Genomic DNA, 23,237 nt, shown 5'->3' with positions numbered 1-23,237 from the left:
GTCCGACCGTGGCAAGTCCATGGCAAGCACCATGACCAGCGCAATCTCCGGGGGTGTCAGAAGTGATCCTGACGGTCACGCTGAACACCGCCCTCGACCTCACCTACCGGGTCCCCGCGCTCGTCCCGCACACCTCCCACCGCGTCACCGAGGTCACCGAACGCCCCGGCGGCAAGGGCCTCAACGTCGCCCGCGTCCTCGCGGCGCTCGGGCACGAGGCGGTGGTCACGGGCTTCGCGGGCGGCCCCACGGGCGCGGTCGTGCGCGATCTGCTGGCGCCGCTGCCGGTGCGCGACGCGCTCGTCCCGGTCGCCGGGACCACGCGCCGCACGCTCGCCGTCGTCGACGCGGCGACCGGCGACACCACCCAGCTCAACGAACCGGGCCCGACCGTCACGGCCGACGAGTGGGCCGCCTTCCTCGCCACGTACGAGACGCTGCTGCAGGACGCCGACGCGGTGGCCCTGTGCGGCAGCCTGCCGCCCGGCATCCACGTCGGCGCGTACGCCGAACTGGTCCGCCGGGCCCGGGCGGCCGGCGTCCCCGCCCTGCTGGACACCAGCGGCGAGCCGCTGCGCCGCGGCATCGCGGCCCGCCCCGACCTGGTCAAGCCGAACGCGGACGAGCTCGCCCAGCTCACCGGCTCCCGCGAGCCCCTGCGCGCCACCCACGACGCCCGCCGCCGCGGCGCCCGCACGGTGGTCTCGTCCCTGGGGCCCGACGGCATCCTCGCCGCCACCCCCGACGGCATCTGGCAGGCCGCCCCGCCCGCCAAGGTCCTCGGCAACCCGACCGGCGCGGGCGACTCCGCCGTCGCCGGCCTCCTGTCGGGCCTGGTGGAGTCCCTTTCCTGGCCGGACCGGCTGGCCCGCGCGGTGGCCCTGGCGACGGCGACGGTCCTGGCCCCGGCGGCGGGTGACTTCGACCGGCCGTCGTACGAAGACCTGCTGACGAGGGTCACGGTGACGGAGCACGCGCCTGCGGCGTGAAGCCGCCCTCGGTGTCCCGCCTGCGGTGCCCGAGAACGCCTCGTCCCGGCGCGCAGGACAGCGGCCGGGACGGTGACGGAAATCGACGATCGGAAGTCGGAGAGGCGATCACGCCCGCCCGACGATCAGGCGCGCTTGACCTCGAGCCAGTCGAGGATGGCGTCGCACTGGTTGCCCGCCTCGCAGGACAGCTTGAGCTCGTTCTCGCCCTGCTTGAGGGTGACCGGGGCCCAAGTGGTCTGCCAGTTCTTCTCCAGGTTCGGGTCCGAGGAGCCGATGAAGTTCTTCAGGCCGATCGGGTTGGTGTTCGGCTTGCCGTTGACCGTCAGGGTCGCGTTGGCGTCCTTGGCGGGGATGGCGTACCGGACGTAGAGCCGGTACTCGCCCTCCTCCTCGAGGGTGGCCTTCCAGGTCACCGACGCACCGACCGCGTTGAAGCCGGTCACGTACGCGCCGTCCGTGCCCTGGGCGCCCTTGACGACCTTGGCCAGGGCCGCCGGCGGGCCCAGCTTGAGCGTTGCGGCGTCCTGCTTCGGTAGTTCGGCGGGCTTGTCCTCCTCGCCGCTGCCCTTGGTCGGGTCCTCGCTCGGCCCCACCTGGCCCGCGGGGGCGCCGCTGCTCGGGTTGGCCTGGGGGGTGTTGCCGTCGTCGTCGCCGCTGCTCATGACGGCCGCGGTGATGCCGATGACGACCACCGCGACGACCGCGACAGCGCCGATCAGCAGGCCCTTGGTGTTGGGCCCGCGGCCGCGGCCACCACCGTGGCCGTGGCCCGCTGACGGGACCTGACGGGTGGGGGCGCCGCCGGGATAGGTCTCGGGTGCCGCGTACTGGGCGGTCGGCTGGTGCGCGTACTGCTGCTGGGCCTGCGGCGGCCGGCCGTAGGCCTGCTGCTGCGGCACCTGTCCGTACTGACGCTCACCGACGGTTCTGACCTGGTTGTACGACGTCCTGGGCACGCCGGGCTGCGCCGCCGCCGGACCGGGGTAGCCGTAGCCGCCCTGATGGGGAGGTGTGGCGCCCGCCTGCTGCCCGTCCGCGTACAGGTAGCCGAACGGATCGTCGTCCTCGGGCGTGCTCGCGCCGTTGTTCCCGGCCGTCATCCCTGGGTCACTCCTATCCTTGCTCGCCAGCCGTCGCCGACTGGCCGAGCCTACCCCGTTCGAGCAAACCCAAGGACGTTTCCTGATTGCCGTCCGGTTTCCCTGCGACGGCTATCCGGCCCGCCGGTGCATCTTCGACCGGGAACGCTTCTCGATGTACATCCGCTGGTCAGCGGATTGAAGTACCTCTTCTACGGACATACCGCAGACCGCCCAGCCGATCCCGAAGCTCGCCCCGACGCGCACGGCCCGCCCGTCCACGCGGATCGGCGGAATGATCGCGTTCCGCAGACGTACGGCCAGGTCGGCGGCGTCAGCCGCACCGAGTCCGTCGGCGAGGACAACGAATTCGTCACCTCCGAGCCGGGCGACGGTGTCCCCGTCGCGCACACCGGTCGTGAGCCGGCGCGCGACCTCGATGAGGACGGCGTCGCCGGTGTTGTGGCCGAACCGGTCGTTGATCGACTTGAAGCCGTCCAGGTCGCAGAAGAGGACCGCGAGCCCCTTGGTGCCGTCGTCGTGCTCGCTGTCGGGCGCGACGGCATGCACATGGTGGTCGAAGGGGCCGCCGGGCGCGGGCGGGTCGAAGTCGAAACGGTCGGGCCCGAGGCCGGTCTCGTCGATGCCGCCGTTGTCGTACGCGGGGCGCACGGAGTGCGCGGGATGGGCGGAGTACGCCGCGTCCAGTGCCTCGACCGCGCTCGCCCGTGCCGACAGCTGCGGCCGCTCGCAGATCCGGGCGCTGAGGCGGGCGCGCAGCTCCGCGCTGTTGGGCAGGCCGGTCAGCGAGTCATGGCTGGCCCGGTGCGCGAGCTGCAGCTCGTGGCGCTTGCGCTCCTCGATGTCCTCGACATGCGTGAGCAGGAACCGCGGGCCGTCGGCGGTGTCCGCGACCACGGAGTTCCGCAGCGAGACCCAGACGTACGTCCCGTCACGGCGGCCGAGGCGCAGCTCGGCCCGGCCGCCCTCGGCGGACGTGCGCAGGAGCGTGCCGATGTCCTCGGGGTGGACGAGGTCGGCGAAGGAGTAGCGGCGCATCGCGGAGGCGGGCCGGCCGAGGAGGCGGCACAGCGCGTCGTTGGTGCGCAGCAGCCGGCCGTGCTGGTCGCCGCCCATCTCGGCGATGGCCATGCCGCTCGGCGCGTACTCGAAGGCCTGGCGGAACGACTCCTCGCTGGCGCGCAGTGCCTGCTGCTCGCGCTCCAGGCGGACCAGCGCGCGCTGCATGTTTGCCCGGAGCCGGGCGTTACTGATCGCAATCGCGGACTGCGACGCGTACATCTGGAGCGCCTCCTGGCCCCAGGCGCCCGGCCGGCGGCCGTTGCGGGGTTTGTCGACCGAGATGACGCCGACGAGCTCGCGCCCGCCGCCCGACGCGTACATGGGTGCGTAGAGCCGGTCCTGGGGGTGCCACTCGTCCTCGAAGCGGGGCTCGGGGCCCTCCGTGTACCACTGCGGAACGTCGTCCTCCAGCAGCACCCAGCCCTCGGTGTGCGGGATGAACCGGAGCTCGCCCCAGGCCTCGCCCATGGACAGTCGTCGTTCCCAGGAGGTGCGGGAGCCGACGCGTCCGGTGATCAGGGCCTCGGCCGCGGTGTTCCCGGCGAAGGCGGCGACGACGAGATCCCCGTCGGGGCGCACCAGATTCACGCATGCCAGCTCGTAGCCGAGACCCGCGACGATGCCGTCCGCGACGGTCTGCAGCGTGTCCGCCAGGCTACGGGCCGTGTTGAGGTCCGCCACGACCCGATGCAGCTGCCGCATGGTCGCAAGGCGGACGTACGGCTCCGACTCGGCCTCCATTGCTCGCTCTCCCCGAGACCTCGACAGCTAACGTGACTCCAGGCTTCTCATCGATCCTCTTGGTGCACTGTCCCCGCCACTGAATCACAGCGCGCTGCCCACCCGGTACACAGGGTCAACAAATACCGGGCTCTGTGACTCAAGTCACATCAGATGATGAAGGGTCGGATGGGAGGCCGGGGATGCTTCCGTAGGCTTCTTGAACGCAAATCGGGACCGGGAACGGCACCGCGGTCCTAGGACCCCCGCCGGTCCCTCGTGGTCCTCCCGCCCGATGTGGCGGTGGCGAGAGGAGGTTAGCGTTCCGGTCGTGCTTCCGACGACTCCCGCACCCCGCTCCGAGGCCATCCCTCATTCTGAGGGGGTGAGCAACGACGAGTTCCGTGCCGCCATGTCCCGCCTGACGGCGGGGGTGGTGCTGGTGACGGCACACGAACCCGAGCTGAGCGACGACGCCCCGCGCGGCGACGACGTCGGCATGACCGCAACGGCGTTCATGTCGGTGTCGCTCGACCCGCCACTGGTGCTCGTGGGCCTGCGCAACGGCTCACGGATGGACGACCTGCTGGCCGAGCAGCCGTTGTGGGGCGTGTCGGTGCTCTCCGAGAGCCAGCGGCACATCGCCGGCCGGTTCGCCATGAAGGGGCGGATCAGCGACCGGCTCCTCTTCGAGGACATCGCGTACACGCGCGGCGAGGTGTGCGGGGCGCCGCTGGTGGGGGGCGCGCTGGCGGTCCTGGAGTGCCGCACGGAGGAGCGTGTGGAGGCGGGGGACCACACGCTCGTGATCGGTCGCGTGCTGAACGTGGGGCTGCCGAGCGGGGGCGGCAGTCCGCTGACGTACTTCCGGGGCCGCTACCGTCAGCTGGGCTGACGGACGAACCGTTGCGGCACAACCTCCGGTGCCGGTCCGGTGCCGGGCGCCGATCCGGCAGGCCCGCCCCGGTACGGGTCGGGGGTTCGGGGGACGTGGGCCCTCCGGTTCACCAATCGCGGCCGCTGCGGCCCCGCTTCGTCTCCGCCCGCTGCTTCTTCTCCCGCAGACGGCGCTCGTTGATGCCCCGTGGGATCTTCGTGGCCCGCCGCGGCCGCGGCGGCGGCGCCGTCGCCTCCGCCAGCAGTGCCGCGAGCCGCACCGCCGCCGTCTCACGGTTGCGCCACTGGGAGCGGTGCTCCGACGCGCGTACGGAGATCACGCCACCGACGAGCCGGGACGCGAGGCGCTCCAGGGCACGGGCCTTCCAGACCTCGGGGAGCGCATCCGTCGCCGCGAGGTCGAAGCGGAGCTCCACCTGCGAGTCGCTCGTGTTGACGTGCTGGCCGCCTGGGCCCGACGAGCGCGAGAAACGCCACATGAGCTCGGCCTCCGGGAGGGAGACGGAGCCGCGGATCAGATAGGGCCCGGACATGTGTCCCATGGTCGCGTCCGCGCACGACTCCCGTCACCTTCTTTTCGGGGCATCCTGGGGAACCCGGGCATCTTGGGGAACCCGACGGTCCCCTCTCCGCGTTATGGGGGGTGACTGCACCTCGACCAGGAAAGGGACCTCCCCATGGCTGTAAGCCTGTCCAAGGGCGGCAACGTCTCGCTCACCAAGGAGGCACCGGGCCTGACCGCCGTCACGGTGGGCCTCGGCTGGGACGTCCGTACCACCACCGGCACCGACTTCGACCTCGACGCATCGGCGATCGCGGTCAACCCCGGCGGAAAGGTCTTCTCCGACGGCCACTTCGTGTTCTTCAACAACAAGTCCACGCCGGACCAGACCATCGTCCACACGGGTGACAACCGGACGGGTGAGGGCGGCGGCGACGACGAGCAGATCAACGTCAACCTGGCGGGTCTGCCGGCCGACGTAGAGAAGATCGTCTTCCCGGTCTCCATCTACGACGCCGAGAACCGCTCCCAGAACTTCGGCCAGGTGCGCAACGCGTACATCCGCATCGTCAACCAGGCCGGCGGCACCGAGATCGCCCGCTACGACCTGAGCGAGGACGCCGCCACCGAGACCGCGATGGTCTTCGGCGAGCTGTACCGCAACGGAGCGGAGTGGAAGTTCCGCGCCGTCGGTCAGGGTTACGCCTCGGGCCTGGTCGGAATCGCCCAGGACTTCGGTGTGAGCGTCTGACGTAGGTCCGTTCCCGTTACGGACCGAGGGGCCCCGGCCGCCGTCGCGGCCGGGGCCTCCGGCATGCCAGTACGCGGAACGGGGCCTCCGGCATGTCCGTACGCGGAAGCGGATGCCAGGCCGGGGCTTCTCTAAGGCTTCGCGGGCTTGTCCTCGCCGTACAGCCAGACGTCCCAGACCTCGGCCAGATCCTTGCCCGACACCTCCTCCACGTAAGTGATGAAGTCGTCGGTGGAGGCGTTGCCGTGACGGTGCGTCCGCGGCCAGCCCTCCAGGATGGCGAAGAAGGTGTCGTCGCCGACGGCCTGGCGGATCTTGTGGAGGACCATCGCGCCCCGGTAGTACACCGGCGGATCGGAGATCTCCTCGGCGCTCGGCGGCTCGCCGGGCGGGAAGGCCCAGTTCGCGTCCGTGCCGAAGGCCGTCTCGAAGCTCTGGCCGACGGTGACGTCCTCGAAGTCCTCGAGGTACAGCCACTCCGCGTACGTCGCGAAGCCCTCGTTCAGCCACATGTCCTGCCAGGTCTTCGGCGTGACGGAATCGCCGTACCACTGGTGGGCGAGCTCGTGGACGAGGGTCGGGGCGTTGAAGGAGCTCTCGGGGAAGACGGGCCGGTTCTGGGTCTCCAGGGCATAGGCCGCGTCCCCCGTGCGCTCGACGATCGCGCCGGTGGACGTGAAGGGATAGGGGCCGAAGTAGTCCTTCGCCCACGCCAGGAGCTCGGGGATCCGGGCCAGCAGCTCCTCGCTGCGCGCGGCGACGGTCGTGTCGGCGGCGGTGTAGAGCGGCACGCCCTGGCCGTCCCCCGGACTCGACGCCTTGGTGCGGTAGTGGCCGATGGCGACGGTGGCGAGGTAACTCGCCATCGGCTGCTCGGCGTGCCACGAGAAGGCGGTGCGCCGGCCGTCGGTGGTGGGGCGCTCGGAGCGCAGTTCCCCGTTGGAGACGGCGGTGAGGCCGGTGGGGACCATGACGGTGATGTCGTAGGTCGCCTTGTCGCTGGGGTGGTGGTTGCCGGGGAACCACGCCATCGAGCCCGTCGGCTGGCCGAGCGCGACAGCGCCGTCCGCGGTCCTCAGCCAGCCCTCCTCGGAGCGGTCGGCGTCCGTGACGGCGCGCGGGGAGCCGGAGTAGCGGACGACGGTGCGGAAGGTGCCGCCCTTCTTGAGGTCGTCGCGCGGGCGCAGGGTCAGCTCGTCGCCCGCGCGGTTGACGGCGGCGGGGGCGCCGTCGACGGTCGCGCTGCGGACGGTCAGGCCGTGGAGGTCGAGATTGAAGGCGCTGAGGTTCTGGGTGGCGCGGGCGGTGATGTCGGCGGTGCCGGTGAGCTTGCCCGTCTTCGGGTCGTAGTCGAGCGTGAGGGCGTAGTGCCGTACGTCGTAGCCGCCGTTGCCGAGCTTGGGGAAGTACGGGTCGCGCAGGCCGGCGGCTCCGGGGGCGCCCTGGACCCCCTTGACGGCTTCGGCCGTGCAGCCCGCGCCCGCGAGGAGGGTCAGGAGGGCTGCGGCGGGCGCCAGGATGCGGCGGAGGGGTCGCTGGTCCACATCAGCGATCCTATGCGCGGAATGTCCGCTTCCCTCACTGGGCCCAGGTGATCTACGAGACGGCCGGTGGTGCGCATGGGCCGACTTCCCGCCTCCCGGCAGGGCTCCGCCTCGCCGCCCCTCCCCGGCACCACCGGCGTCCCGGCACCACCGGCGCCCAGCACTACCGGCATCTCCGGCACCTCCGGCGTCCCGCTCGCGCTCCTGCTACCTGCCCAGCGCGGCAACGCCCGCCTGCGCGAACTTCTCGTCGAGGTCACCGCTCGGGGCGCCCGCGACACCGATGCCCGCGACGGGCGCGCCCTTCGCCTGCACCGGGGCGCCGCCCGCCAGGAACAGCGTGCCCGGGATGTCCTTCAGGTTCGGGGCCTGCCGGAGCCGCTCGGCCAGCTCGGAGGTGGGCGCGTTCCAGGAGACCGCGGTGAACGCCTTGCGCTGCGCCGACTCGAACGACTGCGGACCTGCGCCGTCGCCGCGCAGGGTGACGACGGTGTTGCCGTTGCGGTCCACGACGGCGACCGTGACGCGCTGGTTCTCGTCCTGCGCCGCCTCCAGAGCGGCCTGCGCCGCCTTGACCGCCGCCTCGACGGTCAGATGCGTGGTCTGGCGCAGGTTGCGGTTCGCGGTGTCGGCCTGGACCGTGGTGGGCGCGGCGGCCGCCGGGGCGGAGGCGTTCGCGGAGACCGCGCCGAAGGTGCCGGCGCCCAGCGCGGCGGCGGCGACAGCGCCGGTCAGGACACGGGCACGCAGCGACAACTTCTTCATGGGACATCTCCTCGTCATGGGCCGGAATCCGGCACCGGATCGGCGGTGATCGCTCTCCGTCGATCCTCGGGCCGCCGCCGGTCCCGTACGGTCCACGGAGCGGATGCCTCCGGCGCGCATGATGGAGGACGGGGGTGTCAGCCGATCGGTTGATGCGCCTGTGGTCCCGCCGGGTCACCATGGGGACATCTGTGCAGGTCGGCGAGGAGTGGTGGGCGGTGGAGCGGCGGTACGAACAGGAGCCCGGCGCCCGCGGCGCCGAGGCTCTCGACGCCGATGCCGACGCCGACGCGGACGCCGGCGAGGCCCGCGCCCGGGAAGCCCGCAGCCCGGAAGCCCACGACCCCGACGCCCGCTGGCTCGCCCCCGTCATGCACGCCGCGTTCTTCCTCCTCCTCGGTGCCTCGCTCGTGCGCTATCTGCTGCGGCACCCCTGGGAGGGCCGCTCCCCGTGGATCATCGGCCTGTCGGCCGCCCTCGCCGCCCTGTACGTACTCGGACCGGTCCTCGGCTCCCGCGCCACCCCCCGCCGGCCGGCCTGGCTGGGCACGGTCGTCGCCGTCTGGATGGTGCTCGTGGTCCTCGCGCCCAGCTTCGCCTGGTGCGCGGTGCCCCTCTTCTACGCCGGCCTGCGCATGCTCCCGCCGCGTGCCGCGCTCGTCCTGGTCGCGCTGCTCACGGCCTTCGTCGTGGCCGCGCAGCTCAAGCTGTCGCACGGCGGCTTCGACCCGAACCTGGTGATCGCACCGCCCGCCGTCGCGGCGATCGCGACCGCCGTCTTCGTCCAGGCGGAACGCCTCGCCGCCCGCCAGCGCGCGCTGATCGACGACCTGATCAGGACGCGCCGCGAACTGGCGGCCACCGAGCGCCGCGAGGGCACCCTCGCGGAGCGCCAGCGGCTGTCCATGGAGATCCACGACACCCTCGCGCAGGGCCTGTCCAGCCAGCAGATGCTGCTGCAGGCCGCCGACCGCACCTGGGACGCGGACCCGGCGACCGCGCGCCGCCATGTCCGCACCGCCGAGTCGATCGCCGAACGCAGCCTCGCCGAGGCCCGCCGCTTCGTCCACGACCTGGCACCGGCCGATCTGGCGGAGGGCGGCGGCCTGGAGCAGGCGCTGCGCCTCCTCGCCGCGCGCGAGTCCGCGGGCTTCCAGGTCGACGGCACACCGGTCCCGCTGCCCGACCGGGTGCAGTCGGCGCTGCTGCGCATCGCCCAAGGCGCCCTGGCCAATGTGCGCGAGCACGCCGGAGCCGCCTCCGCCGCCCTGACCCTGACCTATCTCGGCGACCAGATCGTGCTGGACATCACGGACGACGGCCGCGGCTTCGAACCCGGTGAGGCGCCGCCCGGCACCCCGGGCGCCCGAGGAGTCCGGAGCGGCTTTCGGGGCCGGAACGGCGTCCGGGGCCACGGCCTGCCCGCGATGCGGGCGCGGGTCCGACAGCTGGGCGGCACCCTGACGGTCGAGTCCGCGCCCGGCGAGGGCACGGTGGTCTCGGCCGCCATCCCTCTGGAGACGTCATGACGGAGACCCCATGAGCGTACGGATCCTGCTGTGCGACGACCACGCCGTCGTACGCGCCGGGCTCCTCGCCCTCCTCGGCAGCGAGCCGGGCATCGAGGTCGTCGGCGAGGCCGGCAGTGGCGAGGAGGCGGTCGCGACGGCCGCCAAACTCAGGCCGGACGTCGTGCTCATGGACCTCCAGCTGGGGCCCGGCATCGACGGGGTCGAGGCCACCCGCCGGATCGCGTCCCCCGACGTGCATGTGCTCGTCCTGACGACGTACGACACGGACGCCGACATCACCCGCGCCATCGAGGCGGGCGCGACCGGCTATCTGCTGAAGGCCGAGCGCCCGGAGGAGCTGTTCGCGGCGATCCACTCCGCCGCCCAGGGCCGCACCGCCCTCTCCCCGCCGGTCGCGAGCCGCGTCATGGACCGGATGCGGGGAGCGGCCCGCCCGGCCCTGACGGACCGCGAGCTGGACATCCTGGGGCAGCTCGCGCGCGGGCTCGGCAACCGGGAGATCGCGCGGGCGCTGTTCATCAGCGAGGCGACGGTGAAGACCCATCTGGGCCGGATCTACGCCAAGCTCGGCGTCGACACACGGGCGGGCGCGGTGGCGGTGGCGAAGGAGCAGCGGCTGCTGCCGTGACCGCGCGGGTCGCCCACACGGGGCGCGCGGGTCGGCCGCGCGGGCCGCGCGGCGGGAGCCGGGAACCGCTCATCGGCGGCGGAGGCGGAGGCGAGGCAGGGGCGAGGGCACGAAGGCGCGGGCAGTGCACAGGCTCGGGCGGTGGCGGTGGCGGTCCCGGTCGCGGTCGCGGTCGCGGTCGCGCAGGCGTGGACCGGAGCGTTTCCGCAGGCCGGAGCCCACGCCACGGGCCGGGTGCCCGCGCATGACACCATCGACCCGTGCTCGACATCGGCTACTCCCTCTCCCGCCGCTTCCCCGACCCCCCGCAGACCGACTACCGCCACGCGGACGTCCACGCCCTGCGGCACGACCTCTTCTGCGGGGACGTGTATCTCGCGGACACCAAGGCGGACCGCGAGGTGTCCACAGCCTGGGGATGGGTGCCGGTGCTCGACTTCGCGTGGGCGCTGTGCGACATCGTCGAGCAGCTCGACCGGGACCCGCGCGGAAGCCGGGCCGCGCAGCCGCAGCACGCCGAGCTCGACTTCACCGAGTCGACCGACCGCATGCTGTTCGAGCGCCGCTTCGGGTGGGTGGACGTCGAGGCCGACTGGATGCCCGGCGACGAGCCCCCGCTCACCTTCAACCACGCCGAACTGCGCCGCGAGGCCCGCGACTTCCTGCACGATCTGATCGCCGACCTCGCCGACCTGCACGAAGGCCTCGCCGACAACCCCGTCGTCTGGGACCTGCAGACCCGCTTCCCCCGGACCCCGTAAGGGCGCTACCCCTCCACCCTCACCCCTGTCTGCGCCGCGAACACCGGTGCCAGATCCATCAGTTGAGCCGTGCTGATCACCGCCCCCGCCAGCCGCTCGACACCCCGCGCGATGTCCAGCTCCACGGCACCCCGCAGGTCCACGTCCTTCATCCGCACACCGCTGAAGTCCACCCGCCGCAGCGCACAGTCGCGGAACTCCACCCGCACCAGCTCCGCACCGCCGAAGTCGGGCTCCGCCAGCACGCACCCCTCGAACACCACGTCCTTCAGCCGCGCATTCCGCAGGTTCAGGTAGTCGATCTTTCCGCCTCGCACCACCACCCTCTCCAGCACCGACCCGTGGAGCTGCACCCCGCCCATCCGCGCGTCCACGACCTCCACATCCCGCAGCGAGGCCCCCGCGAGGTCCGTCCCCACACCCCGCACACCCGTCAGCACCGAATCGATGAACCGTGCGCCCACCAGCGACGTCTCGTCCAGCCCGCACTCCCGCAGCGCACAGTCCAGGAACCGCGCCCCTGCCCCCGTCTGGCCCGCGAGATCCAGCCCGGCCAGCTCCACGCCGTCGTAGTCCCCGTCCGGCTCCAGCCCGCCGCCCTCGTACGGACTCAGCGGCGGCAGCCGCACCTCCGGCCGCCGCGCCGCCGCCACCCGCGTCACCTTCCTCGTCCGTCCCGTCATGAGCCCATCGTGACGCACGCCACCGACAATGCCCCCGCGCCGATGTCACACCCGCCCGCCCCCGATCCGTCCATTCCATGAACGCAACCAGGACCGGAACATCGGAGTACGCAGTGACGACCCAGCCCCGTATCACCGTCATCGGCGCCGGCCTCGCCGGCCTCACCGCGGCCATCACCGCCGCCGAGTCCGGCGCCCGGGTGACCCTGTACGAGTCCCACCGCACCCCCGGCGGCCGCGCCCGCACGTCCGAAGGCCCGTACCGGACCAACGAAGGCCCCCACGCCCTCTACAACGGCGGCCCCCACTGGACCTGGCTCGCCCAGCGCGACCTCATCGGCCCGCTCGCCCCGCTCCCGCCGCGCGAAGCCGCCCGGCTGCGCCTGCACCGCGACGGCAGGCTCCGCCGCACCCCGCCCCTCGCGATGCTCCGACTGCTGCGCCGGCGGCCCGAACACGCCCCTGTGGACCGCGACTTCCTCACCTGGGCCACCGGCGAGGTCGGCGAGACGGGCGCCCGCGCCGCCGCCCACTTCATCGCCGTCGCGCTCTTCCACCACGACCCCGGATCGCTCTCCGCCGCCTTCGTGCACGAGCGGCTGCGCCGCGCCACCAAGCTCCCGCCCGAGGCGCACTACCCGCGCGGCGGCTGGTCCGCGGTGACCGAGCGGATGGTCGCGCACGCCTGGAACCTGGGCGTACGCATCGAGACCGGCGCCCGCGTCGACGCCCTCCCCGAGACCGGCGGCCCCGTCATCGTCGCGACCTCCCTCGACGCCGCCCGCCGCCTCCTCGACGACGACACCCTGCGCTGGGACAGCGGCCGTACGACCCTGGTCGACCTGGCCGTACGCACCCGCAAGAACGACGTGTTCGTCGTCTCCGACCTCGACGCGCCGGGCTGGATCGAACGCTTCACCGCCCAGGACGCGAGCCTCGCCCCCGCCGGGGAGCAGCTCGTACAGGGGCAGCTCCCCCTCGCTCCCCACGAGTCCAAGGCCGACGGCGTCGCCCACGCGGAACGCCTCCTCGACCTCGGCTTCCCCGGCTGGCGCGAGCGCACCACCTGGCGGCGCGAGTCCGTCGCCACGGGGCGTACGGGCGCGCTCGACCGCCCCGGTACGACCTGGCGGGACCGGCCCCGCATCGACCGCGGCGACGGCGTCTTCCTCGCGGGCGACCAGGTCGCCGCGCCCGGACTGCTCTCGGAGGTGTCCTTCAACAGCGGCATCGAGGCGGCGACCCTCGCCGTCAAAGCGGCCAGGGCCGGGCGGACCGGCAGGACCGGCGGGACCGGGAAGACCGGCAGGACCGGCGGGACGACCGCGCAGTCCGGGGGGACCGGGACGACCGGAGACCCCGGAAGCCTTGACCTCAACCTTGCTTGAGGTTGAAGGCTGGGCCCACCAACGCCGCACAGCACAGGGGAGCCCACCATGCACGCCATCCGCCTCCACGCCTACGGCCCCGCCGAGAACCTCACGTACGAGACCGTCGACGACCCCGAGCCCGGCCCCGGCCAGGTCCGCATCGCCGTCGCCGCCGCCGGCGTGCACCTCCTCGACGCCGCCCTGCGCGAGGGCGACACCGGCCCGTACGCCGCCCCCGTCGACCTGCCCACCGTCCCCGGCCGCGAGGTCGCCGGCACCGTCGACCGCATCGGCGAAGGCACCGACGACAGCTGGCTCGGCAAGCGCGTCGTCGCCCACCTCGGCATGGCGCCCGGAGGCTACGCCGAGCTCGCCGTCACCGATGCCGGCAGGCTCCACGAGATCCCCGCCGGCATCGACGAGGCCGAGGCCGTCGCCATGATCGGCACCGGCCGCACCGCCCTCGGCATCCTCCAGTTCACCGACCTCGGCCCCGACACCGTCGCCGTCGTCCCCTCGGCGGCCGGCGGCATCGGCACCCTCCTCGTCCAGTACGCCAAGAACGCCGGCGCCACCGTCATCGGCCTCGCCGGCGGCCCCGACAAGGTCGCCCGTGTCACCACGAACGGCGCCGACCTCGCCGTCGACTACACGCTCCCCGACTGGCCCGCGCACGTCCGCGCCCACCTCGGCGACCGCCGCGCCACCGTCGTCTTCGACTCCGTCGGCGGAGACACCGGCCGCGCCGCCGTCGACCTCCTCGGCAAGGGCGGGCAGCACCTCGTCTTCGGCTGGTCCAGCCAAGGCATCCGCGAAGGCGGCCCGCTCACCTTCACCGACGAGGAACTCTCCGCGCGCGGCATCACCTCCGAGAGCGTCCTCGGCCCTGCCATGCTCGACAAGGCCGGCGGCCTGCGCGCCCTGGAGACCCGCTCCCTCGCCGAAGCCGCCACCGGCCGCCTGCGGCCCGCCGTGCAGCGCTACCCGCTCGCCGAGGCCGCTGCGGCCCACCGCGCCCTGGAGACGCGCGGCACGACCGGCAAGGTCGTCCTCGTTCCGTAGCGTCGGTAGCGCCGTCCCCCGGATGCGCGGCGTCGTCGGCGGCGCCTAAGCGCTGCTGGGGCCGCCCCGGTACAGCTCGTCCCGGTACACGTCACCCAAGTCGCCGAGGGCCTCGTCCGCGTCCAGCTCCTCGCCGGGCGAGGACGCCTCCCGCGACTCGGCGGCCCGGTCCGCGGACACCGGCTCCTCCTTCCGGGCCCGCCGCTTCTCCTCCTCCAGCCGCTTACGGACGGCTTCGGGCTTGTCTCCGAGCTGGTCCATGACCATCTCCCTCGTCAGCGCCCCGGCCCCCCGCTCCCGCGGCCAGAGTCACACAGCCCCGCCCGCCCCGCACCCGGAGGTGACCCCGGCGGGCGCGGCCCCGCCCGGCGCCGCCCCGCCCAGCCGCTGGAGCGCCCCGTCAGTCAGCCGGTACACCGTCCACTCGTCCTGCGGCCGCGCGCCCAGCACCTCGTAGAAGTCGATCGACGGGGTGTTCCAGTTCAGTACGGACCACTCGAGGCGCTCATAGCCCCGCTCCACACAGATCCGCGCCAGCTCCGTCAGCAACGCCTTGCCGTACCCGCCGCCGCGCAGCCCCGGCCGTACGTACAGATCCTCCAGATAGATCCCGTGCACCCCGCGCCACGTCGAGAAGTTCAGGAACCACAGCGCAAACCCGGCGACCTCACCGCCCTCCGTCTCCGCGATGTGCGCGAAGGCCGCGGGCCGCTCCCCGAACAGCGCCTCACGCAGCTGCTCCTCGGTGGCATGCGCCTCGTGCAGGGCCTTCTCGTAATCGGCGAGCTCCCGGACCATCGCGTGGATCACAGGGACATCGGCAGGTGTGGCAGTACGAATCATGAGTGCACCCTGCGCACATGACGGCTCAGCGCGCCAGCAGATTCCGGGCAATGGACACATGCCGCTCGTCGAGGACGCCCTCACCGCCGCCGTCCGCCACGGCCCACAGACTGTTCTGCAGCACCCGCCCCAGCGTCCACGCCCGCGCCCGCCCCCGGTCCAGGCCGAGCCGCTCCGTCAGCAGATCGAACCGCCACAGCGTCGCCTGCGGGTCGAACCGGTTCCACAGCGCGGGCAGCAGCTCGAACCCCGGATCACCGGCCAGCGGCTTCGGGTCGATGGCCAGCCACGGCTCACGCTCCGCGGCCAGGATGTTGTCGTAGTGCAGATCCCAGTGCAGCAGCCGGTCCCCCGGCTCCGCCGCCACCTCCCGCACCGCCGCCGCACAGTCCCGCATCAGCCGCCGCTCCTCCACGTCCGCCGGCACGCCCACCACCCGCGGCACCCGGTCCAGCATTCCCGCCGCGATGTCCCCCAGCCGCCGCAGCCCGGTCGCCGGTGCCGGCACCGCCGTCAGCCGCGCCAGCAGCTCCGCGAGAATCCGTACCGCCGCCCGGTCGTCCTCCACCACCGACAGATGCCGGCTCTCGTCCAGCCGCTCGAGCAGCAGCGTCGCGGTGTCCGCGTCGCACTCCAGCAGCCGTACGACACCGTCGCCGTCCCAGGTCCGCAGGGCCAGCCACTCACCGTCGCTCTCCCCGTCCCGCAACTGCAGCTTCAGCGCGGCATGTGTCCCGTCCCGCCGCACGACCGGCAGCACCAGCGACGCCACTCCGTGCATCGCCGCCCCGGTGACCCGCAGCCCCCACCGCTCCGTGAACTCCTCGGCCCGCCCCGGCAGCGCCTCGAGGAAAGCGCGGCCCGCATCGCCGTTGTCCTCGATCTGCGTCGCGACCAGTTCGTCCGGGATCTCGATCACACCCGGATCGTACGACCCCGCCCGCTGCCCCGGCGCGGTCCCACCGCAATCCCCGGACCGCCCTGGACAGCCCCGCAACCGCCGGTGTACGAACACCCCCATGACCAGCACGACGATCAACGGCGGCATCTCCTACTGGTACGCGGACGACGGCATCCCCACCCCCCGGGAGCCCCTGCCGGGCGACGCGTCGGCCGACGTATGCATCGTCGGCGGCGGATACACCGGACTGTGGACCGCGTACTACCTCAAGAAGGCCGTCCCCTTCCTCAACATCACTGTTCTCGAAGCCAAGTTCTGCGGATACGGCGCCTCCGGACGCAACGGCAGGCTGGCTCTACAACGGCATCGCCGGCCGCGACCGCTACGCCGGACTGCACGGCCACGACGCCGCCGCACGCCTCCAGCAGGCCATGAACGACACCGTCGCCGAGGTCATCCGCGTCGCCACCGAAGAACACATCGACGCCGACATCCACCAGGGCGGCGTACTCGAAGTCGCCTGCACACCCGCCCAGCTCACCCGCCTCAAGAACTTCCATGCCGCCGAGGTCGCCTTCGGCGAAAAGGACCGCGAACTCCACGGCGCCCGCGAAACCGCCGACCGCATCCGCATCACCGGAGCCGTCGGCTCCACCTGGACCCCGCACGGCGCCCGCCTGCACCCCGTCAAGCTCGTCAAGGGCCTCGCGGCAGCCGTCGAAGCGCTGGGCGTGACGATCCACGAATCGACACCCGTATCGGAGATCCGCCCCAAACACGCCGTGACCCCCTACGGCACCGTCCGCGCCCCCTACATCCTCCGCTGCACCGAGGGCTTCACCGCGGGCATCAAGGGCCAGAAGCGCTCCTGGCTCCCCATGAACTCCTCCATGATCGTCACCGAGCCCCTCCCCGCAGACATCTGGGACACCATCGGCTGGGAAGGCCGCGAAACCCTCGGCGACATGGCCCACGCCTACATGTACGCCCAGCGCACCGCCGACGACCGCATCGCCATCGGCGGCCGCGGCATCCCCTACCGCTACGGCTCACGTGCCGCCACCGCCGAGAACGCCGACCGCACCCAGCTCGCCACCATCGACGCCCTGCGCGCCGTCCTGATCCGCTTCTTCCCCCAACTCGCAGGAGTCGGCATCGACCACGCCTGGTCCGGCGTCCTCGGCGTCCCACGTGACTGGTGCGCCACCGTCACCCTCGACCGCTCCACCGGCCTCGGCTGGGCCGGCGGCTACGTCGGCTCCGGTGTCGCCACCACCAACCTCGCCGCCCGCACTCTCCGCGACCTCATACAGCAGGACTCCGGCCAATCCGGCCCCACGGACCTCACCACCCTCCCCTGGGTCAACCACAAAGTCCGCAAATGGGAACCCGAACCCTTCCGCTGGCTCGGCGTCCACACCCTCTACGCCGCCTACCGCACCGCCGACCGCCGCGAACGCAGGGCCCGCACCGCGGAAACGGACCGCATCGCCACCCTCGCGGACAAGATCTCCGGCCGGCACTGACCACCATGACCGACACCCCCGGCCCGATCACCCCCGGCCCGATCACCGCCTGCCGGCTCCGCCGGCTCCCGCACAGCCCACACCGGAGCGCCCGAGGACGCGGCCCTCACCCGGGTGGCGCGGCAGCCGGTGCTGGAGGGGAGCTGCCGCGGGTACGAGGCGGTGCCGGAACACCCGCGCCCCGCCGTACCCCGTAAAACGCAAGGGTCCCGGATCGGAATGATCCGGGACACAGGGTTGCTGGAGCCGCCTGTCGGAATCGAACCGACGACCTTCCCATTACAAGTGGGGCGCTCTACCAACTGAGCTAAGGCGGCACCGCGCACGTCGAAGCCGCGCGCGGAAGCTCCCCTACTTTACACAGGGGCCAATTCCCCCGACCACAGGATTCATGACCTTCTCGCCCGTCCGTTCATGGAGAGCACTGCTGTTCCGATGACCGCACGCTCGTGATCCTGGATCGCTTCTTCCCGTCCACGCGCCGCTGCTCGGCGTGCCGCGCGGATGGCGGCAGCAAGGCGCTGCCCGTCCGCGCGCGGACGGGCAGCGGGTGTGGTATGCCTCACGAACGTGACGGGAATGCCGCGGTCAACCTCCGCGAGGAAGGACTGCGGCCGTACCGGCCGGTGGCTGAGGCACTGCCCGCGGGAAAGCCGCCTCCGCCATCGATCCGGGCATCGCAACCGCCCCAACAGCTCATGCAGTACGGGCCGATGGACCGTCGGCCGGCATGCCTGTGGAGTCGGCGTGAGTCCGCCGGGACGGGTGGGGTGACCCGCCCCCCGTCGGCTGTGGGCGACGAAACAGGAAGCGCCTCGGGATCCCCTGCCGGAGATGCAGGTCAAGAGGCGGCGGCTCCGCCTGCTGACAGACCGCACCTCACCAGGTAGCGTCACCTCCAGTTCACTCCGGTGGACTAGACCCATCCTTCCTTCCACTCGGATCGTCCGGCACGTTCCTGCCGGTGAAGGGACCATCACCCATGGCCACTGTCACGTTCGACAAGGCGACCCGGATCTACCCGGGCTCCACGAAGCCCGCCGTCGACGGGCTCGAGATCGAGATCGAGGACGGCGAGTTCCTCGTCCTGGTCGGCCCCTCCGGCTGCGGCAAGTCGACCTCCCTGCGCATGCTCGCGGGCCTCGAGGACGTCAACGCCGGATCCATCCGCATCGGTGACCGCGATGTCACGCACCTCCCGCCGAAGGACCGGGACATCGCCATGGTGTTCCAGAACTACGCGCTGTACCCGCACATGACCGTCGCCGACAACATGGGCTTCGCGCTCAAGATCGCGGGCGTCAACAAGGCCATCATCCGGCAGAAGGTCGAGGAGGCGGCGAAGATCCTCGACCTGACCGAGTACCTGGACCGCAAGCCGAAGGCGCTGTCCGGTGGCCAGCGGCAGCGTGTCGCGATGGGTCGGGCCATCGTGCGTGAGCCGCAGGTGTTCCTCATGGACGAGCCGCTGTCGAACCTCGACGCGAAGCTCCGTGTCTCGACGCGTACGCAGATCGCATCGCTGCAGCGCCGTCTCGGCACCACCACCGTGTACGTCACGCACGACCAGGTCGAGGCCATGACGATGGGCGACCGGGTCGCCGTGCTGAAGGACGGTCTGCTGCAGCAGATCGACTCGCCGCGGAACATGTACGACCGTCCGGCGAACCTGTTCGTCGCGGGCTTCATCGGCTCCCCCGCCATGAACCTGGTGGAGGTGCCGATCACCGACGGCGGTGTGAAGTTCGGCAACAGCGTCGTCCCGGTGAGCCGCGAGGCGCTGTCCGCGGCCGCGGACAGGGGCGACCGGACCGTGACCGTCGGTGTCCGTCCCGAGCACTTCGACGTGGTCGAGCTGAACGGTGGGACCGCCAAGTCGCTGTCGAAGGACAGCGAGGACGCGCCGGCCGGTCTGGCCGTGACCGTCACTGTCGTCGAGGAGCTCGGCGCTGACGGTTACGTGTACGGCACGGCCGAGGTCGGCGACCAGAGCAAGGACCTGGTGGTCCGGGTGAACGGGCGTTCCGTGCCGGAGAAGGGTGCCAAGTTGCACGTCGTGCCGCGGCCGGGCGAGACGCACGTCTTCTCGACCTCCACCGGCGAGCGCCTCAGCGACTGAGGCGACCAAGTCGGCTCGGTCGGGGCAGGCGGCCAAGCGGCTCAGCCGACCGACGCGCCGGCCTCTCACGCGATGAACGGTCCTCTCGCTTCGGCGAGGGGGCCGTTGGCGTATGTCGACAAATACCCCGGCAAATCGGCCATTTCGAATCTGTGCGTCAACGCCTGATTCGAAAAGCCCTCTCGAACCATCCCCCGCAGGGGTGACTAAATGTCGCCAAATCACTACCGAGCGCTACGCTCGCCTGCGTGACCCACACAGCCCGCCGTATCGGCCGCACTTTCGCCCTCGTCCTGCCCGTCGTCCTGGTGCTCTCCGGAACTCTCGCGGTCACCAGTGTCCCGTGGGCAGGGCGCAACTCCGAGGCCCGGATGCTCACCGCGTCGTCGGAGAATGTATCGGTTCGTGCCAAGTCCCGCGCGCCGCACGAGGTTCTTCGCGACAAGCTCCTCGCCGAGCTGCAGGAGAAGGACCCGGGCACCGCCCTCACCCATCTCCAGCGCGAGGTCGAGGCGAGCCCGTCGCTCGCCAGTCACTGCATGTCGATCGCGAGGGCCCTGGGCCGCGCCGCCGTGGCACACTACGGCCCCACGCGCGCGCAGGCCTACTCGCGGCCCGTCTGCGACACGTCGTTCGCCGCCGGCGTCTACCAGCAGGCGCAGGGCGGCTGAGGACGTCGGGCGACCGCTGAGGGCGCAGGACGGCCACTCGGGATGCGGGACGCCGCTCAGGACGCAGAACCCCACCCAGGACGCGGGGCGGCCGCCGAGGCCGCCCCCTCCGCCATTTCTCGGGTCCGCTTCGCCATGGGCCTCGCTGGCCGTGAAGGGGCACCGCTTATCGTGCCCGTATGCATACGTATCCGACGCAGGCCGTGGTCCTGGCCGGCGGCCAGGGCTCGCGACTGCGCCCGTACACCGACGACCGCCCCAAGCCGATGGTCGAGATTCCCGGGACGGGGACCCCGATCATCGGCCATCAGCTTTCCTGGCTCGCCGACGAGGGCGTGACCGACGCCGTGGTGTCCTGCGGGCATCTCGCCGAGGTCCTGCAGGAGTGGCTGGACAGCGCCGTGCTGCCGCTACGCGTCACGACCGTGGTCGAGGAGGAACCGCTGGGCCGGGGCGGCGGCCTCAAGCACGCGGCCAAGAGCCTCCCGCACCCGGATGAGCCCTGGTACGCGACCAACGGTGACATCTGGACGCGTTTCTCGCTGCGCGAGATGGCCGAGTTCCACGCCGAGCGGGACGCCACCGCGACGCTCGCCCTCGCCCGGCCCCGTATTCCGTGGGGGGCCGTGGAGACGGACGAGTTCGGGCACGTGCTCGACTTCATCGAGTCGCCGCCGTCGCCGTATCTCATCAACGCGGGTGTGTACGTCTTCTCCGCGGCCTTCACGAGCCTGCTGCCGGACCGTGGTGACCATGAGCGCACGACGTTCCCCCGGCTTGCCCGTGAGCGCTCGCTGGCCGGGTTCCCGCTGCCGCAGGGCGCGTACTGGCGGGCCATCGACACGGCGAAGGACCTGACGGAGGCGGCGAAGGAGCTCTCGGCCCACTCCCGCTGAGCCGAGCGGCCGGGAGCGCACTCCCGTCGGGAAGGCGGAAGGGCGGTCGCCGCGTCGGACCGACGCGGCGACCGCCCTTCTGCGTGTGCGGGGTCAGCCCAGGAGACCGCCGATCGGGTTGCGGTTGCCGCCGCCGCTGCCGCTGCCGCCACCGCCCCCGGAGCCGCCGTCGCCGGACCAGCCGCCCGTGCTGCCGCCGCCTCCGGACGTGCTGCCGCCCGAGGCGCCGCCGCCGGTGGAGGAGGGGCCGGAGCCACTGGACGGCGGCTGGACCGGCTGCGACTGGCTCGGGGACTGCCGGCTGCCCGTGCCCTTGGACTGGCTCGGGCTGCTCGCCTCGCCGACGCGGCCGGACTCGCGGACCGTCTCGGACGGTTCGGCCTTCTCCGCCGCCGGGCCGCTCGTCCCGCTCTTGGCGGGCGCGGGCTGCTGCTCCGCCCGGCGGGAGGGGCTGCGCTCACCCGATTCCTGCGGGAGCGGGGAGCCGGGGAGATGGTTGGTGGGGTCGACGTTCGGTCCCGGCACGGTGACCAGCTCGGTGGAGCGCACCGCTCCGCCGAGGATGGAGCCGACCAGCAGGGTCAGGCCGACGACCACCGCGGCGAGCACCCCACCGCGCCGCAGCACCCGGCGCCTCAGCTCCCACAGTTCCGAGCGGGGGCCGAGCTTGCGCCAGGCCTCGCCCGCGAGGCGGCCGTCGACCGAGTAGACCGGGGCCCCCGCGATGACCAGCGGGGACCAGGCGGCGAGGTAGACGATGTCCGGCGCGTCGTACACCGGGACGGTCCGCCAGCTCACGGTCATGATCAGCGCGGCGGAGAGCAGCGCCCCGACGACGGCCGCGACCCGCTGCCAGAGGCCGAGGACGGTGAGGACGCCGACGACGACCTGCAGGAAAGCGACGGTGAGTCCGGAGCCGACGGGGTGCGAGAGCGCGAAGTCGCGCAGCGGCTCGGCGAGCGTCCAGGGGTCCAGCGAGTTGAGCCACTTGACCATGGAGCCGCGTTCGCCGCCGTCGAAGTAGACGGGGTCGCAGAGCTTGCCCATGCCGGCGTAGACGGAGATGAGGCCGAGGAAGACGCGGAGCGGGAGGAGCACGACGCCGAGGTTCATGCGGCGGCCGGGGTAGTAGGCGTGCCGCACGCCGGTGTCGGCGGCGTGGCGGCGCTCGCCGGACCCGTACCCGGGTTCGTACGCGAAGTCGCGCTCGCGCCCGAAGTCCGGCTCCTCGTCGGCCTCTTCGCCATAGGGCTCGTACGCGTCGTAGGTGTCGTACGTGTCGTAGGCGCCCTCCGCCCGCCGCATGGGCGGCAGGAGGGGCCCGGAACCGCCCTGTGGCCCGACGACGGGCGTGGGCATGGTGTCGGCGCCGGAGCTGCCGGAAGAGCGAGAAGAGCCGGAGCGGCCGTCGGGGCCGGGGGCCAGGTCGACGCGCGGGAGGACCTGCGTGGCACCCCCGTCGTACCCCTCGTACCCGTCGTACCCGTCGTACCCCTCGTACGTCTCGTACTCCGGGACCCTGTTGACGGTGTTGACGGTGTTGGTCGTGCGCACGGCCTGCAGCAGACCGGTCGCGCCGGGGTCACCCGGAGCGGACCGCCCGCTCCACACGACGGGCCGTCGACGGCGCGCCGCACCGACACCGGCAGCAGCGGCGGCGGCGGCGACGGCGACGGGAATCCTGGCAGTGTCCGCCATGCCGCGCGCGGGGCGCGCGGTCTCGCTGGGGCCGAGCTTCACCCGGAAGCTGGCGTGGTTCACGATGACCTGCGCGGGATCGCAGTCCACCTTGACCATGCTCAGGAAGGTCTGCTCGTCGAACCCGGGCCGGGGCGTTCTGGTGTCCACACTCATCTAACCGAGTGACCTGTGTTTAGGACACTGCCTTGACGGCCCTGAAATGTCCGAGACC

At 72.3% G+C, this 23,237-nt stretch carries 21 protein-coding genes, 1 tRNA gene and 2 pseudogenes; 13 read left to right on the top strand and 11 right to left on the bottom strand.

Annotation, left to right across the window (positions count from 1 at the left end):
- The first annotated feature begins 62 nt into the window (after positions 1-62).
- The gene (locus ACWCP0_RS07175) at positions 63-989 is read left to right on the top strand and encodes a 1-phosphofructokinase family hexose kinase (protein WP_451078045.1); all 927 of its coding nucleotides are present in this window, start codon (positions 63-65) and stop codon (positions 987-989) included.
- A gap of 125 nt (positions 990-1,114) precedes the next feature.
- On the opposite strand, the gene ACWCP0_RS07170 is transcribed toward ACWCP0_RS07175, so the two are convergent.
- Positions 1,115-2,092 (bottom strand): CBM35 domain-containing protein, encoded by a 978-nt coding sequence (locus ACWCP0_RS07170; RefSeq protein WP_451077860.1) that lies wholly within the window; start codon positions 2,090-2,092, stop codon positions 1,115-1,117.
- A gap of 111 nt (positions 2,093-2,203) precedes the next feature.
- The gene (cdgB, locus tag ACWCP0_RS07165; protein WP_451077859.1) at positions 2,204-3,895 is read right to left on the bottom strand and encodes a diguanylate cyclase CdgB; all 1,692 of its coding nucleotides are present in this window, start codon (positions 3,893-3,895) and stop codon (positions 2,204-2,206) included.
- Positions 3,896-4,169: 274 nt separating this feature from the next.
- On the opposite strand from cdgB, the gene ACWCP0_RS07160 reads away from it, so the two are divergent.
- Positions 4,170-4,769: a flavin reductase family protein gene (locus ACWCP0_RS07160; RefSeq protein WP_451077858.1), complete on the top strand. Its 600-nt coding sequence runs from the start codon at positions 4,170-4,172 to the stop codon at positions 4,767-4,769.
- A 109-nt stretch (positions 4,770-4,878) separates the two neighbouring features.
- Here ACWCP0_RS07160 and arfB read toward each other — a convergent pair whose 3' ends face one another.
- Positions 4,879-5,313, bottom strand: coding sequence for an alternative ribosome rescue aminoacyl-tRNA hydrolase ArfB (gene arfB, locus ACWCP0_RS07155; protein ID WP_451077857.1), 435 nt, complete (start codon positions 5,311-5,313; stop codon positions 4,879-4,881).
- 135 nt (positions 5,314-5,448) lie between these two features.
- Here arfB and ACWCP0_RS07150 point away from each other — a divergent pair, with 135 nt between their 5' ends.
- Positions 5,449-6,024 (top strand): TerD family protein, encoded by a 576-nt coding sequence (locus ACWCP0_RS07150; RefSeq protein WP_451077856.1) that lies wholly within the window; start codon positions 5,449-5,451, stop codon positions 6,022-6,024.
- Positions 6,025-6,155: 131 nt separating this feature from the next.
- Here ACWCP0_RS07150 and ACWCP0_RS07145 read toward each other — a convergent pair whose 3' ends face one another.
- Both ACWCP0_RS07145 and ACWCP0_RS07140 read right to left on the bottom strand, forming a co-directional pair.
- Complete coding sequence (locus ACWCP0_RS07145) at positions 6,156-7,568, bottom strand: M1 family metallopeptidase (RefSeq protein ID WP_451077855.1); 1,413 nt, start codon at positions 7,566-7,568, stop codon at positions 6,156-6,158.
- Positions 7,569-7,775: 207 nt separating this feature from the next.
- The gene (locus ACWCP0_RS07140; protein WP_451077854.1) at positions 7,776-8,333 is read right to left on the bottom strand and encodes a GlcG/HbpS family heme-binding protein; all 558 of its coding nucleotides are present in this window, start codon (positions 8,331-8,333) and stop codon (positions 7,776-7,778) included.
- A 371-nt stretch (positions 8,334-8,704) separates the two neighbouring features.
- On the opposite strand from ACWCP0_RS07140, the gene ACWCP0_RS07135 reads away from it, so the two are divergent.
- The 3 genes from ACWCP0_RS07135 (at position 8,705) to ACWCP0_RS07125 (ending at position 11,254) form a co-directional block, all read left to right on the top strand.
- Positions 8,705-9,862, top strand: coding sequence for a sensor histidine kinase (locus tag ACWCP0_RS07135; protein ID WP_451078044.1), 1,158 nt, complete (start codon positions 8,705-8,707; stop codon positions 9,860-9,862).
- A gap of 10 nt (positions 9,863-9,872) precedes the next feature.
- Complete coding sequence (locus ACWCP0_RS07130) at positions 9,873-10,493, top strand: response regulator (RefSeq protein WP_451077853.1); 621 nt, start codon at positions 9,873-9,875, stop codon at positions 10,491-10,493.
- 260 nt (positions 10,494-10,753) lie between these two features.
- On the top strand, positions 10,754-11,254 hold the full coding sequence (locus ACWCP0_RS07125; RefSeq protein ID WP_451077852.1) for a hypothetical protein: 501 nt from the start codon (positions 10,754-10,756) through the stop codon (positions 11,252-11,254).
- A gap of 5 nt (positions 11,255-11,259) precedes the next feature.
- Here ACWCP0_RS07125 and ACWCP0_RS07120 read toward each other — a convergent pair whose 3' ends face one another.
- Entirely contained in the window at positions 11,260-11,937 is a 678-nt protein-coding gene (locus tag ACWCP0_RS07120) for a pentapeptide repeat-containing protein (RefSeq protein ID WP_451077851.1), read from the bottom strand.
- 77 nt (positions 11,938-12,014) lie between these two features.
- On the opposite strand from ACWCP0_RS07120, the gene ACWCP0_RS07115 reads away from it, so the two are divergent.
- Both ACWCP0_RS07115 and ACWCP0_RS07110 read left to right on the top strand, forming a co-directional pair.
- A complete protein-coding gene (locus ACWCP0_RS07115; RefSeq protein ID WP_451077850.1) occupies positions 12,015-13,325 on the top strand; it encodes an FAD-dependent oxidoreductase in 1,311 nt (436 codons plus the stop codon).
- Positions 13,326-13,373: 48 nt separating this feature from the next.
- Entirely contained in the window at positions 13,374-14,369 is a 996-nt protein-coding gene (locus ACWCP0_RS07110) for a zinc-binding dehydrogenase (RefSeq protein ID WP_451077849.1), read from the top strand.
- A gap of 45 nt (positions 14,370-14,414) precedes the next feature.
- On the opposite strand, the gene ACWCP0_RS07105 is transcribed toward ACWCP0_RS07110, so the two are convergent.
- The 3 genes from ACWCP0_RS07105 to ACWCP0_RS07095 are packed head-to-tail and all read right to left on the bottom strand — an operon-like array spanning position 14,415 to position 16,131.
- Positions 14,415-14,630: a hypothetical protein gene (locus ACWCP0_RS07105; RefSeq protein ID WP_451077848.1), complete on the bottom strand. Its 216-nt coding sequence runs from the start codon at positions 14,628-14,630 to the stop codon at positions 14,415-14,417.
- 48 nt (positions 14,631-14,678) lie between these two features.
- A complete protein-coding gene (locus ACWCP0_RS07100; RefSeq protein ID WP_451077847.1) occupies positions 14,679-15,212 on the bottom strand; it encodes an N-acetyltransferase family protein in 534 nt (177 codons plus the stop codon).
- 25 nt (positions 15,213-15,237) lie between these two features.
- Positions 15,238-16,131 (bottom strand): aminoglycoside phosphotransferase family protein, encoded by an 894-nt coding sequence (locus tag ACWCP0_RS07095; RefSeq protein WP_451077846.1) that lies wholly within the window; start codon positions 16,129-16,131, stop codon positions 15,238-15,240.
- On the opposite strand from ACWCP0_RS07095, the pseudogene ACWCP0_RS07090 reads away from it, so the two are divergent.
- Positions 16,028-17,639 (top strand): annotated as a pseudogene (locus tag ACWCP0_RS07090) (NAD(P)/FAD-dependent oxidoreductase). The gene ACWCP0_RS07095 and the pseudogene ACWCP0_RS07090 sit on opposite strands and share 104 nt — an antisense overlap.
- 241 nt (positions 17,640-17,880) lie before the next feature.
- Here the strand turns inward: ACWCP0_RS07090 and ACWCP0_RS07085 are convergent.
- A tRNA-Thr gene (locus tag ACWCP0_RS07085) sits at positions 17,881-17,956 on the bottom strand.
- 129 nt (positions 17,957-18,085) lie between these two features.
- Here ACWCP0_RS07085 and ACWCP0_RS07080 point away from each other — a divergent pair.
- From ACWCP0_RS07080 to ACWCP0_RS07065, 4 genes and pseudogenes are all read left to right on the top strand, one after another.
- Positions 18,086-18,529: pseudogene (locus tag ACWCP0_RS07080) on the top strand (hypothetical protein); the annotation flags it as partial.
- A 92-nt stretch (positions 18,530-18,621) separates the two neighbouring features.
- The gene (locus ACWCP0_RS07075; RefSeq protein WP_451077845.1) at positions 18,622-19,758 is read left to right on the top strand and encodes an ABC transporter ATP-binding protein; all 1,137 of its coding nucleotides are present in this window, start codon (positions 18,622-18,624) and stop codon (positions 19,756-19,758) included.
- A gap of 248 nt (positions 19,759-20,006) precedes the next feature.
- Positions 20,007-20,429 carry a hypothetical protein gene (locus ACWCP0_RS07070; RefSeq protein ID WP_451077844.1) on the top strand — a complete coding sequence of 141 codons (423 nt, stop codon included), beginning with the start codon at positions 20,007-20,009 and terminating at the stop codon, positions 20,427-20,429.
- A gap of 179 nt (positions 20,430-20,608) precedes the next feature.
- On the top strand, positions 20,609-21,325 hold the full coding sequence (locus ACWCP0_RS07065; protein ID WP_451077843.1) for a nucleotidyltransferase family protein: 717 nt from the start codon (positions 20,609-20,611) through the stop codon (positions 21,323-21,325).
- A 93-nt stretch (positions 21,326-21,418) separates the two neighbouring features.
- Here the strand turns inward: ACWCP0_RS07065 and ACWCP0_RS07060 are convergent, their stop codons facing one another.
- Positions 21,419-23,179: a DoxX family membrane protein gene (locus ACWCP0_RS07060; protein WP_451077842.1), complete on the bottom strand. Its 1,761-nt coding sequence runs from the start codon at positions 23,177-23,179 to the stop codon at positions 21,419-21,421.
- Positions 23,180-23,237: the final 58 nt, after the last annotated feature.

It is taken from the genome of Streptomyces sp. NPDC001970 (assembly GCF_053594115.1).
This window is presented reverse-complemented; position numbering and strand designations above follow the sequence as displayed.